Below are 11,460 nucleotides of genomic sequence, written 5' to 3'. Positions count from 1 at the left end.
CTTGTCGTCGAAGCCGGTAAAGCGCCGTTCGCCCTTGGCGATCAGCACCGGATCGAAGGTGCCTTCGCGGTCGCGCGGAATCTCGACGTCGAGCAGGTCGTCATCGGTCGCGATGCGCTTGCGGCTGGTGCCGTTGCGATGGTTCGTGCTGCCGGCCGGCTTGGCTTCGCCCTTCTCGTAGCCGAGGTGGTGGGCCAACTCGCCGCCCAGTGCGCGCTCGAAGATCGCCTTCTTGAGCGCCGCGAGCTGCTCGTTGATCGTCGCCCGGTCCAGCGTTCCGGGCACCAGTTGCTTGATCAGTTCCGGGTCCAGGTTCAAGCCCTTGCCCGGTTCTATCGTCACTTCTTCCTTGCGTTTGCGTGGCATAAAAGTGGCTCCTTGGCCGTCAGTTTATGCATCACACACAAAAGACCGGATAGGCTCGAGAAGGATGGTGAAGGTTGAATCAACACCAACGCTCCTAGCGAAGCAATGAACAATTCTCTTGCCTTCATTTGGCCTTGTCGTATCACGCAGATTGCCGGGCCGGGGAGTATAAACTCGTAATCGCGAAATGGCCGCTCTTGTCCGAACTCTCCCGTCGAAGCCAACCCGACACTCGCCCGCTTGCTCGCCCCCGCAATGACATGTCGGTTTATATTGCCCGAGCCCCGGCACGTTGGCGCTCGAATGGAATGGTTCACGACGTATCCGTAGCGATCGATTTTCTGAAAACACCGAAGTGACTCATGGGAGAGCATCAGTCATGCAACCGGAACACGCTTCAGATGCCGCAACGAACGACCACACCGGCCCGGACGGCCGCACGCACGCGCCGCTTCCACCGATCGTGCCGGCCCAGACGGCATTGATCGTGATGCACTACCAGACCGACATCCTCGGCCTCTTCCCGTCAGCCGCCCCCACCCTGCTCGCCAACACACGCAAGCTGTGCGACGCGGCGCGCGCCGCCGGCGTCCACGTCTGTTTCGCGAATCTCCACTTCAGCCCCGGTTATCCGGAAGTCAGTCCGCGCAACAAGAACGGCCAGGGGATCAAACAGCTCGGCCTGTTCGTCGACGACGGCCCGTGCCCGGAGCTCGGACGGCTGGACAGCGAGCCGCTGATCGCCGCGCATCGCGCGAGCGTGTTCTTCCGCACCGATCTGCAGCCGCGACTCATCGCGCAGGGCATCGACACGCTGATCCTGGTCGGGATCGCATCGACCGGTGTCGTGCTGTCGTCGGTTGCGCATGCAAGCGACGCCGATTTCCGGCTCTATACGGTGAAGGACTGCTGCTACGACCCGGACGAGGTCGTGCACGAGCATCTGTTCGCTACCGCGTTCGAGACACGCACGACGGTGCTTTCACTCGCGGACGCACTTCGGCTGCTCGCATAGCCACATAACGCCCGCGCTGCGCCGACCTAAACCTTTCCGGCCGGCGCATCCCGCATCACTTCGCGACATATACGCCCGACGTCGGGCACGTCCCCTGCGTATTGCCGTCCGTCACGAGCGATGCCGCGCCCGGAAACTGCGCGGTCGCGTTCGTCTTCACCGCGATCCACGCTTCGGTGAAGTAACTGACGCCGTTGGTCTTCGTGCACTTCAGCGACACCGCACTGCGCGTATTGCTGCCGAACGCGCCTTCGAACGCAGACAGCAGTTGATTACGCGTCACGGTCTTGCCGGCGTTCGCCTGAAGATAAGCGTTGAACGACGTGTTGCCGAGCCGGCTGATCATGCCGGTCGCCTGGTTCCAGTACGTATCGGGCGATGCCGAATTCGAACAGGTGCCGTGCTTGAACCATTCATGCTTGTCGAGACACGATGCGACGCCCGGCATGTACGTCGACAGCGTGTTGCGGGTCGCGGTGCTGACCGGATACGCATCCATGCTGCACCACTGGTGTCCGTTGTCGAGATCGACGTCGCTCTGCGGCACGCCGCAGTAGAACGGCTGATTGCCGTCGTACCTGTTCGGCCACAGGCCATGCAGCGACAGGCTCGTCGCCGCATACGAGCCGGCGAGGTTCGCGCACTCCGGCGTGTCGTGCGACGCGCAGAAGCCGGGCTCCCACGATGCCGCGAGCAGCAGGTAGTCGTAGCTGGTCTGAGCGGCGGCATGGAGCGAGGCGGATGCGACGGCGAGTGCGGCCGCGGCGCGGGCGAGCATCTTGAGCATGGCGTTTCCTCGGAAAAGGCTTGCGGTCGCAGGATGCGCCGCAAGATTGTCGAATGGCTGCCCGCGATTGTGGCCGCTGCCAGATGGCATCAATATGAAGATGAACGAAATATGTTCGTTCGCCCGCCGCTCACGACCCGCTGCCGAGCTGCGTGCACGCACGCGCGGCCGACTCGGGGCCTTCGAGCGCGAGGATCTGCCACACGCCGATGCTCACGCGCTGGCGCGCCGCCGTCGACGAATCGGCCAGCAGTGCCTCGACGCGCGGCGCCGCATCCGGCGCCTGCTGCTTGAGCGCGGTGTGATGCCGCGCGCGCGACGCCGGTTCGGATTCGTACACGTCGCACAGCCGCACCATGCCGGCCAGCCCGGCCAGGTCATCGTCCTTGTCGATCGCGCCGGCCTCGACGGGCGCGAGCCCTTTGCGTTCCGCGGCTGGCAGCTTGCCGCGCGCAGCCTCGTCGATCGTGATGGCGGAAGACGGCGGCAGGCCGCCGATCGCCGCGACGATCCGGCTGCCTGCGGCGATCATGTCGCCCTGGCACTCGATCTTCTGGTCGGCCGCGACGTTCGAGCAGAACGACACCGACGTGCGGTAAACGTCATCGCTCATGCGCGGCACCTCGTCGGCGCTCGCATGCGCGAGACCGACGCCCGCCAGCGCCACGGAAACGGGAATCAGGATGCGGAATGCGCTCGTCGTGATCATTGTTGTTCGTCATGCAGGTTCTGATGGCGGGCGCGGCGCCGAATCGCCCGACGGCGGCCCCTGTCGCGCCGGACCCTCGTCCGGCGCCACGTGATTATTTCATCGACGCGGCTTCCGATCCGCCCGGCGACAATGCCGCACTGTCCTGCTCGCGCCACGCACGGCGCGACGCCATGATCGCCTTCACGGCCGAGCGCGCGACCTTCCACCACGCGAACGGCCGCGGATCGGCCAGCATGCTGAGCGCGCGCGCATAGTCGAGCGTAAGCCCGGGCGTCCATGCCATCGTCACCGCGCGCTTGCGGATCTGCGCGGCTACCCACAGCTCGGGCGTGAGCAGCAGCCGCACGAACGCGCCCCACCCGGCCCGCGTGCCCTTGAGCCGCCACACCGCGCCATCCAGCGCGGCTTCGAGCGCGTTCGACACGGTGCTCGAGCAGTTCCGGTGCGTGAGGTTGTACGTCACCGTCTGCCGATACGACGACCAGAACGCGTCCAGCTTCGCCGGATCGTAGTTACGGATTCGCACGCGCACGGTCGACGGGCACCACGCCTTCGACTCGGTCGCGTAGTCGGGCTGAAACAGGCCGGGCACGTCGTTCTCGCGCGTCGCGCGCAGGATCCGCGTGAACTCGTCCGGAGAACGATCGATTTCGACGGCCGGATACAGGCTGATGTAGATGCCCTCGGGCGACTCGAGCGCCGCATGGCCGGTCGAGATCACGCCATTGACGTCCACCGCCGCGATGTAGCGGTCGATCACCGGATAGCGCTGCGCTTCGGCCTTCGATGTGCCGGTCGGCGTCCACACGTGCACGGTGAGCGCGTGCTCGTGATCGGCCGGCGGGCCATCCCATTCGGATTGCGTGAAGCGCGGGATGTCCGGTGCGGCGTCGATGTCGGGCACGATCGCCGGCGCGGGCGACGTGACGAACGCCGGGTTGCGCGTCAGCCGCCGCACGCGCGCGGCGAGGCTCAGCATGTGCATCCCGCCGAACATCAGCAGCAGCCCGAGGCAGTACGGCACAGTGCCCGCATAGTGGGTCGGGTACGGCTGGTAGAAGAAGATCGCGAGCAGGATCTCGACGACGCCCCATGCGAATGCGACGTTCCAGCGCCGGTAACGCACCATCCATGCGGAGGTGCATTGCAGCACCCCGTCGACAAGGAACAGCGTGCCGAAAATCATCGAAAGCAGGAAGTGGCCATGATGATGACCCGCGAACACGAGTCCGGCGGCCACCACCACCACGATGCCCTTCACGTAGCGCAGGATGCGCTGGCCGCCCACGCCGCTGCCGGCCACCGCGAGCGTCGCAAGCCCCTCGATCAGGAACAGCCACGCGAACAGCTCGATCGGAAAATGCAGCGCGCCGTCGAGCGCATCGACGAAGATACCCACGCCAGCGGCAACCCACAGCCAGCCCAGCACGGTCAGCCCGCGCCAGCGCGTTCGCAGATATTCGATGCCCAGCAGCAGCAAGACCAATCGGACCATCGCACCCTCTCAGGTTCTTTTCGGGATACGCGCTGGTCACGCGTTCCGTGTCTTGTCGACCGCACATCGTAAGGCGCGGCAATCAAAAAGCGGCAATGCTTGCCGGCGCGTCATGCGTCGACATGACCGATCACGGCCGGCGCGCGCCGCTCTGGCCGAATAATAAGATATGGAGGAGCCAGTTGAAAGCCCGCCGAAAACCATGCCGGCGCGGCCCCGGATCATCCGCGCACACGGCCGAACCCGCAGTTCGCGCCGCACACCGTTCGCTGCCGCGGCAGATTTCCCGTTCGACAACGCGCGCCGGATACGCGAGAATCGCGGCTCCGAGGGCGAAAGCCGCTCCAAACCGCAAAGACGGGACAACAAGAAATGCGCATATCGATCACGCGCCGGCGCCTGCTGGCCGCCGGCATGGCTTCGGCCTGCCTCCCGCTGTCCGGCTGTTTCACGCCGAAGCTATACAAGGACAGCCAGTACCACGAACAGGTATCCGCCTTCATGATCACCGAAGACGGCAAGAAGCTCGTCGTCCTCGGCACGGATTACCACTACATCTTCGATCTCCCGGCGTCACTGCGGCCCGTGCTGATGTCCGGCTACCGAAAGGCGCTGCACACCGCGTTTGCCGGCTTCCACGCGAGCGGCAGCAGCGTGACGGGCCACTACCGGATCGTGTTGCCGAAGGAAGCGTCGTCGGACGATCAACAGGCCGCGGCCGCGGACGGCTTCACCGTCGCGAAAGCCGGTCTCGTGCTGGAAGGCGACATCAGCGGCAAGCGCTACTCGACCGACGGCTTCGCCGCCAAGGACAAGGTCAACGACAAGACGGCGCAGGCCTTCAATCAACGCTATGTCGTGTACATCACCGAATCGCCGTCCGCAGTCGGCATGGGCTTGCGGATCCTCGCGACGCCGGTTACGGTCGCCGCCGACGGCGTGCTCGTGCTGGGCGGCATCGTGCTCGTGCCGATCGCGTTCGTCGCGATCCAGGCGAACGGCGGCCTGCGGATCATGTAACGGCCACCGTCGACGGCCGCCATGCCTGCACGCGCACCACGCACGCAAACCGGAGCATCGCCATGACGCCCTCGCCGCTTCACACCCCGCCGCTCGGCCCGCAGTTGAAGCGCTGGCGTGCGCTGCACCGCGTGAAGCAGAGCCATGCGGCCGAACTGTTCGGCGTCGCGCAATCGACGATCTCGCGCTGGGAAGCCGGCATCCAGCAGATGTCGCCCGACGAGCGCGCGACCGCCGAGCAGTTGCTTGCCGCGCGGCTCGATTCGGCGGGTGATCAGGCGCTCGCGCGGCTCATCGCGGGCAGCACGGGGCGCATGCATCTCGTCTGCGACCTCACGCGCCGCCTGCTCGCGTGCTCGCCGTCGCGCGCGGCCGAGTTCTCGCTGCCGCTGTCGATGCTGCTCGGCACGTCGCTGTGGCGCTACGCGTCGCCGGAGATCGTCCGCATGGAGGCCACGCTCGATCCGCTCGGCTGGCACGATCGCGCCGGGCCGCCGAGCGTCGAATTCGCGACCGGCGCCAATGCGTCGCGCGTCGTGCCGATCTGCGGCAGCACCTGCCGGTGGACGCGGATGATGCTGTCGGACGGCTCCGCCGCGCGACTCGTCGAAACACTGTAGCGCTCACGCCTGCCGCGGCACTCGGCACTCGGCACACATATTTCATGCGTGGACGCATCGCGTCCGCGCGGCGTACGCTTGGCGGCTCGATTCAAGCAATCCTTCGGCCATGACCCTCGACACCCTCCACGCGCGGCTCGATTTCCTGCGCGAAACCGAACGCTTGAAAGACGTGCTGCGCAGCGGCCACACTTCGTCCGGCCGTCCCGAAAGCACGGCCGAGCACAGCTGGCGGCTGTGCCTGATGGCACTCGCGTTCGCCGACGCGCTGTCGAACGTCGACACGCTGAAACTGCTGAAGCTGTGCGTCGTGCACGACCTCGGCGAAGCGCTGCACGGCGACATCCCCGCGATCGAGCAGACCGCTCATCCGGACAAGAGCACGCAGGAACGCGACGACCTGCTGACGCTGACAGCCGCCCTCGATCGCGCGCTGCGCGACGAGATCGTCGCGCTGTGGGACGAATACGAGGCCGTCGCGTCGCCAGAAGCGCGCGCGGCGAAGGCGCTCGACAAGCTCGAAACGATTCTGCAGCACAACCGGGGCAGCAACCCGCCCGACTTCGACTACGCGTTCAATCTCGGTTACGGCCGGTGCTACACCGACGCCGCGCCGCTGTTCGCGGCGATCCGCCCGATCGTCGATGCGGACACCCGAAGCAGGATCGACGCTTTCGATGTGCGCGTTTTCCACCGGCTTGCCTGGACGGATGAACTGCAGCTTGACGCCATGTTCGTGCGCCCAGGCATCGAGCGCCTTGCTGACGAACTCCGGCCTGTTATCCACCTGAATCAGATTGGGACATCGTCCTCGTTGCCGCAACTGCTCGAGCACACGCGCCACGCGTACACCCGTTAGCGAGAAGTCGACCTCGATGTGCGGGCACTCGCGGTTCCGCGTGTCGATGATCGTCAACATGCGTATGCGTCAGCCATGCACCAGCGCGTCAGCAACAAAGTCCATCGCCCAGCTTTCGTCTGCGCCGTTGGGCGTCGGCATGACCACGCGTAGATGACTCGGGCGTTTCTTTCCACGCTTCAGGCGAAGCGATAGGCCTTCTGCGCGGTACAGCCGCTCAGTGCGCTTGTGGTTCTGGACCAGACCCTCTCGACGTAGCAAGACATGCAGGCGGGGCGAGCCAAACCGTGGCCTCTCCTGTGCCAGCTCGCGCAGCCGTTGCCGCACTTCGTGGTCGGCGTCAGGCGGCGCCGGCCGCCGGAACGTTCGGCGATTCAGGCCAATGAGCGCACACGCCCGGCGCTCCGAATAGTCGTGTTGTTCAATTACCTGTTGCACGACTTCTCGGCGCTGCGCGGGCGAACTCACTTTTTTCCGAGAACGTCCTTCAGAACCTGGATGTCCAGCGCTTGGTCGGCCACCAGCCGCTTGAGCCGCTGATTTTCCTCCTCTAGTTGCCGCAATCGTCGCGCTTCCGATACATCCATGCCGCCGTAACGGCTACGCCAGTTAATGGTATGGACTGCTCCGGCAGGCGTATCGTAACTGCTGACGTTACCGTTCATAGGAGTATCGTCATGGAAATCATTCGGTTCCTTGCCATCGATCTTGCAAAGAATGTCTTCCAACTGCACGGCGTGGATGCCGCAGGCACGCTTGTGCTGCGACGTCGCGTTGGCCACGCCCAACCGACTGAACTGGTTCTTCGACTTGCACCATGCACTATCGGGATGGAAGCCTGCTCAAGCGCCCATCATTGGGCACGGCAGTTTCAGCAGCAAGGCCACACGGTAAAACTCATCAGCCCGCAATTCGTGAAACCTTTCGTGAAGGGCAACAAGACTGACGGCAACGATGCTGAGGCGATCTGCGAGGCATTGCAGCGACCATCAATGCGGTTCGTGCCAATCAAGTCCGTCGAGCAACAAGATGTTCAAAGTCTTCACCGCGCTCGTAGTCGCCTCGTGAGCAATCGGACCGGGCTGGTGAGTCAGATGCGCGGCATTCTCGCAGAGCGAGGCATCGTATTCGCGCAATCGATCACGCATGCGCGCCGGGGGATTCCGGCCATCGTCGCAGACATCACGAACGCCCTAACGCCACTCGCGCGCGAGATACTGGCCGATCTGATGGACCAGTTGCGCGAACTGGACAAACGCATCACCGGATTCGACAGGCGTATCGATGCAGTGTTCAAGGCCAGCGAGACCTGCCAGCGAGGCGACCGACACTTACGGACCTTACTCATACACGGTGCACGCGCAGTACTCCGAACCGCACCGACCAAACACGACAGAAAGCACACCTGGGCTCTTACGTTGCAGGCCAGGCGATGCGCAAATCGAGCCATCGTGGCGATCGCGAACAAGATGGCCCGTGTCATCTGGTCGATGCTTGCAACCGGCCAGTCGTATCAGAAAGCAGTGTAGCTCCCGACGTCACTACGATGCGTTGATGAATTGACAAATGGCACTCCGGTCGATCCGGCGAGCAGGGAACCTGACTTTTATAACGGCCCTCGAGGTCTTCCCGTTGTTGAGGCCTGCACGCGCGGAACTCCAGTTGGGCGCTGGGCTTTGCCCTGACGCCGGATATATGTACGCAATCGACTTCCGTGGCTGTCAATTCCGTTTGCTATTGGGAGCAGTCCATATATATAGAACGTCGCATCCGATATGCCGTGTTTGCAGCACAGGTCTGCGACCTTCATGCCTGCGTCGGCTTCCTTCAGCACCCCGATAATCTACTCTTCGCTGAACCGCGACTTCTTCATGACAAGGGTTCTCCTGCGGCCTTGCCACTAACTTTACCGTCGGATACTTCAGAGGAGTAAGGTCACCGCGCACCTGCCCCATCATTCACACACCGTCGCCCCACGCCGCGCCGGCGCGAACGCCACCGCACTTGCGGTCGCTAGCAACGCCACGCCGGCCGCGCCGTACACCATCACCCAACCAAACCCGTGCACGAGCGCCGCATGCAGCGCCGTGCCGCCCGGATCGGCCTTTGCAAGCGCCGGTGCGATCGCCTGCAGCCCGTCGGTGCGCCCCGCCGCGATCTCCTGCGCAAGCGTGCGCAGCGCCGCCGCATCGACCGCCCCCGCGACGCCTGCCTTCAGGCTCGCGACGATCCCCGCGACCAGCACGAAACCCATCGCCGCGATGTTCAGCGCGAGCGAAATCATCCGCGCGCTCATGTCGATACCGGACGCCATACCGGCCCGCGCGCTCGGCACCGCGCCCGTCGTCGTGTTGGTGACCGGCGTGTTGGTGAGCCCGAGCCCGATGCCGGCGACCACGCAGCCCGGCAGCATCGTGAGCCAGCTCGCGTGATCGACACCGCTGCCGATCCGCATCAGCGCGAAGCCGGCCGCGATCGTGAACAAGCCGCCCGGAATCACGACCCCCGGCCCGTAGCGCAGCGCGAGCCGTTCGCCGAACGGCGGCGCGACGAGCGTCGGCAGCGTATACGCGAGCAGCGCGAGGCCGGCCGTCACGCTGTCATAGCCGAGCGCGACCTGAAACCAGATCGGCAGGTAGATTATGAACGGCCAGAAACTGAAGTTCATCCCCATCGAACCGAAGATCGCACCGGTGAACGCGCGGATCCGGAACACGGAGAAGTCGAACATCGGCCGCGCGCTCACGCGCTCCGCGACGACGAACCCGGCCGCCGCGAGCCCGGTCGCGCCGAGCACGCCAAGGCCGGCCGCGCTCGTGAGCCCCAACTCCGCGCTTTGCGTGATGTAAAACGCGAGCCCGAGCACGGCGAGCGACAGCGTAACGATGCCGGCGACGTCGAGCGTGCCCGCATGCGGATCGCGCGACTCCTGCACGGCACCACCGATCAGCACGAGCGCGACGGCCGCGAGCGGCGCATGGACGAGGAACACCCACGGCCAGTTCGCCAGCGCGACGATCGCGCCGCCGACGATCGGCCCGAAACCGAGACCGATCCCGAACACGATCCCCCAGATCCCGAATGCGCGGCCACGCTCGCGCCCTTCGCGAAACTGGTGCGACAGCACCGCGATCTGGCAGATCAGCATCGCGCCGCCGCTCGCGCCCTGCAGCAGCCGGCCGGCGACGAGCACCGGCACGTTCGGCGCGAGCCCGCACAGCAGCGATGTCGCGCCGAACAGCACGGTGCCGATCACATACACGCGCTTGCGGCCGAACCGGTCGGCGAGCGTGCCGGCCGCCATCAGCACCGTCGTACACGCGATCGTGTACGCGTTCATGATCCACTGCATGCCGTTGAAGTCGCCGTGCAGCACGTGTTCGAGCGTCGGCAGGATCACCGGCACGCTCGAGATCTCGAGGCCGAACATCAGCGACGTGAGACAAACGGCCGCCAGTGCGACCGCATTCCTGCGGGAGTCGGATAGCGTCATGCGTCATGCGCGCCGGCCGTGGAACGGGCCGCGCGCCTCCAAGTGAGAAGGATTCGCCGCGCGCGGCCGGCGACGCACGCGGTACGGGAATCGGTACTATAGTGAGAATTCTTCTCCCCATTGATGCTTGGATTTCTCGAAACTCGGGAATCACAGGACGCAATCAACGCAACCATCATGACCGACAGACTCGACGGCGTGACGACTTTCGTCCAGGTCGTGGAATCCGGCAGCTTCGCGCTTGCCGCCGAACGGCTCGACATGACGCGCTCGGCGGTCGGCAAGGCGATCGCACGGCTCGAGAAGCGGCTGGGCGCACGGCTGCTGCAGCGCACGACGCGCAGCCAGAGCCTGACCGACGACGGCCAGGCGTACTACGACCGCTGCGTGCGCGCGCTGGCGGAGCTAGAAGCGGCCGAAGCCGATCTCGATTGCGGCCGCAACGAAGCGCGCGGCAAGCTGCGGCTGAGCGTGCCGCTCGCATTCGGACACCACTGCGTGACGCCGATCGTGCTCGACCTCGCACGCACCTATCCGCATCTGCGGATCGACGTGTCGATCACGGATCGTTTCGTGGATCTCGTCGAGGAAGGGATCGATCTCGCGGTGCGCATCGGCACGCTCGCGGACAGCACAAGCCTCGCGGTGCGGCGGCTCGGCACGCAATACGGCAGCCTCGGTGCGGCGCCGTCGTATCTCGCGCGCTACGGCATGCCGCAAACGCTCGACGACCTGAGGCATCACCGGACGATCGCGTATTCACGCTCGGGCGTCGCGCAGCCGTGGGACCTGCGCGCGCCGGACGGCTCGACGGTGCGTGTCGACATGCAGCATCAACTGAGTTTCGACGACGTGCAGGCGATCGCGGCGGCCGGCGCATCGGGGTTCGGGATCGCATGGCTGCCGAGCTGGCTGCTCGACCATTACGTGAAGCGCGGCGAGATGGCCGTCGTGCTCGATCGCTGCTTCGTCTGCGAAGGCGACATTCATGCGATCTGGCCGAAAACGCGCTATCTGCCACGCAAGACGCGCTGCGTGATCGACGCGCTCGTGCAGGCGGTGCCGCCGATGATCGAGCGCTGACCGACGATGC

At 65.2% G+C, this 11,460-nt stretch carries 12 protein-coding genes and 2 pseudogenes; 6 read left to right on the top strand and 8 right to left on the bottom strand.

Annotated elements, in window-relative coordinates; all coding sequences use genetic code 11:
• Positions 1 to 342: transposase (locus DIE13_RS10290; protein ID WP_185731198.1), on the bottom strand; the 342-nt coding region annotated here is incomplete at its 3' end.
• A gap of 403 nt (positions 343 to 745) precedes the next feature.
• On the opposite strand from DIE13_RS10290, the gene DIE13_RS10285 reads away from it, so the two are divergent.
• Entirely contained in the window at positions 746 to 1,381 is a 636-nt protein-coding gene (locus DIE13_RS10285; protein ID WP_124827032.1) for an isochorismatase family cysteine hydrolase, read from the top strand.
• 55 nt (positions 1,382 to 1,436) lie between these two features.
• Here the strand turns inward: DIE13_RS10285 and DIE13_RS10280 are convergent, their stop codons facing one another.
• From DIE13_RS10280 to DIE13_RS10270, 3 genes are all read right to left on the bottom strand, one after another.
• Positions 1,437 to 2,168, bottom strand: coding sequence for a ribonuclease T2 (locus tag DIE13_RS10280; protein ID WP_124827031.1), 732 nt, complete (start codon positions 2,166 to 2,168; stop codon positions 1,437 to 1,439).
• Positions 2,169 to 2,298: 130 nt separating this feature from the next.
• Complete coding sequence (locus DIE13_RS10275) at positions 2,299 to 2,877, bottom strand: hypothetical protein (protein WP_124827030.1); 579 nt, start codon at positions 2,875 to 2,877, stop codon at positions 2,299 to 2,301.
• Between the two features lie 94 nt (positions 2,878 to 2,971).
• Positions 2,972 to 4,375 (bottom strand): HdeD family acid-resistance protein, encoded by a 1,404-nt coding sequence (locus DIE13_RS10270; RefSeq protein WP_124827029.1) that lies wholly within the window; start codon positions 4,373 to 4,375, stop codon positions 2,972 to 2,974.
• A gap of 372 nt (positions 4,376 to 4,747) precedes the next feature.
• Here DIE13_RS10270 and DIE13_RS10265 point away from each other — a divergent pair, with 372 nt between their 5' ends.
• The 3 genes and pseudogenes from DIE13_RS10265 to DIE13_RS10255 all read left to right on the top strand — a co-directional run.
• Positions 4,748 to 5,395, top strand: coding sequence for a hypothetical protein (locus DIE13_RS10265; protein ID WP_124827028.1), 648 nt, complete (start codon positions 4,748 to 4,750; stop codon positions 5,393 to 5,395).
• 62 nt (positions 5,396 to 5,457) lie between these two features.
• A complete protein-coding gene (locus tag DIE13_RS10260) occupies positions 5,458 to 6,015 on the top strand; it encodes a helix-turn-helix domain-containing protein (protein ID WP_124827027.1) in 558 nt (185 codons plus the stop codon).
• A gap of 109 nt (positions 6,016 to 6,124) precedes the next feature.
• Positions 6,125 to 6,688, top strand: a pseudogene (locus DIE13_RS10255) (HD domain-containing protein); the annotation flags it as partial.
• Positions 6,689 to 6,769: 81 nt separating this feature from the next.
• Here the strand turns inward: DIE13_RS10255 and DIE13_RS33815 are convergent.
• The 3 genes and pseudogenes from DIE13_RS33815 to DIE13_RS10240 all read right to left on the bottom strand — a co-directional run.
• Positions 6,770 to 6,934: pseudogene (locus tag DIE13_RS33815) on the bottom strand (integrase catalytic domain-containing protein); the annotation flags it as partial.
• A gap of 9 nt (positions 6,935 to 6,943) precedes the next feature.
• Complete coding sequence (locus DIE13_RS10245; protein WP_175750819.1) at positions 6,944 to 7,312, bottom strand: IS3 family transposase; 369 nt, start codon at positions 7,310 to 7,312, stop codon at positions 6,944 to 6,946.
• A 26-nt stretch (positions 7,313 to 7,338) separates the two neighbouring features.
• Entirely contained in the window at positions 7,339 to 7,539 is a 201-nt protein-coding gene (locus tag DIE13_RS10240; protein ID WP_124827025.1) for a transposase, read from the bottom strand.
• A gap of 12 nt (positions 7,540 to 7,551) precedes the next feature.
• On the opposite strand from DIE13_RS10240, the gene DIE13_RS10235 reads away from it, so the two are divergent.
• Positions 7,552 to 8,403: an IS110 family transposase gene (locus tag DIE13_RS10235; RefSeq protein ID WP_124827024.1), complete on the top strand. Its 852-nt coding sequence runs from the start codon at positions 7,552 to 7,554 to the stop codon at positions 8,401 to 8,403.
• 425 nt (positions 8,404 to 8,828) lie between these two features.
• Here DIE13_RS10235 and DIE13_RS10225 read toward each other — a convergent pair whose 3' ends face one another.
• Positions 8,829 to 10,367: an MFS transporter gene (locus DIE13_RS10225; protein ID WP_124827023.1), complete on the bottom strand. Its 1,539-nt coding sequence runs from the start codon at positions 10,365 to 10,367 to the stop codon at positions 8,829 to 8,831.
• 177 nt (positions 10,368 to 10,544) lie between these two features.
• Between DIE13_RS10225 and DIE13_RS10220 the strand changes: the two genes are divergently transcribed.
• Positions 10,545 to 11,450: a LysR family transcriptional regulator gene (locus DIE13_RS10220; RefSeq protein WP_124827022.1), complete on the top strand. Its 906-nt coding sequence runs from the start codon at positions 10,545 to 10,547 to the stop codon at positions 11,448 to 11,450.
• Positions 11,451 to 11,460 lie beyond the last annotated feature (10 nt).

The organism is Burkholderia sp. Bp9016 (assembly GCF_003857765.1).
Lineage (GTDB): Bacteria > Pseudomonadota > Gammaproteobacteria > Burkholderiales > Burkholderiaceae > Burkholderia.
Note: the sequence above shows the minus strand (reverse complement) of the source record. Positions and strands in the feature narration are given on the sequence as shown.

Coding starts and splice junctions, on each gene's coding strand:
- DIE13_RS10240 (WP_124827025.1), bottom strand. CDS start 7,539: ATGAACGGTAACGTCAGCAGTTACGATACGCCTGCCGGAGCAGTCCAT.
- DIE13_RS10270 (WP_124827029.1), bottom strand. CDS start 4,375: ATGGTCCGATTGGTCTTGCTGCTGCTGGGCATCGAATATCTGCGAACG.
- DIE13_RS10265 (WP_124827028.1), top strand. CDS start 4,748: ATGCGCATATCGATCACGCGCCGGCGCCTGCTGGCCGCCGGCATGGCT.
- DIE13_RS10285 (WP_124827032.1), top strand. CDS start 746: ATGCAACCGGAACACGCTTCAGATGCCGCAACGAACGACCACACCGGC.
- DIE13_RS10225 (WP_124827023.1), bottom strand. CDS start 10,367: ATGACGCTATCCGACTCCCGCAGGAATGCGGTCGCACTGGCGGCCGTT.
- DIE13_RS10235 (WP_124827024.1), top strand. CDS start 7,552: ATGGAAATCATTCGGTTCCTTGCCATCGATCTTGCAAAGAATGTCTTC.
- DIE13_RS10275 (WP_124827030.1), bottom strand. CDS start 2,877: ATGATCACGACGAGCGCATTCCGCATCCTGATTCCCGTTTCCGTGGCG.
- DIE13_RS10260 (WP_124827027.1), top strand. CDS start 5,458: ATGACGCCCTCGCCGCTTCACACCCCGCCGCTCGGCCCGCAGTTGAAG.
- DIE13_RS10220 (WP_124827022.1), top strand. CDS start 10,545: ATGACCGACAGACTCGACGGCGTGACGACTTTCGTCCAGGTCGTGGAA.
- DIE13_RS10280 (WP_124827031.1), bottom strand. CDS start 2,168: ATGCTCAAGATGCTCGCCCGCGCCGCGGCCGCACTCGCCGTCGCATCC.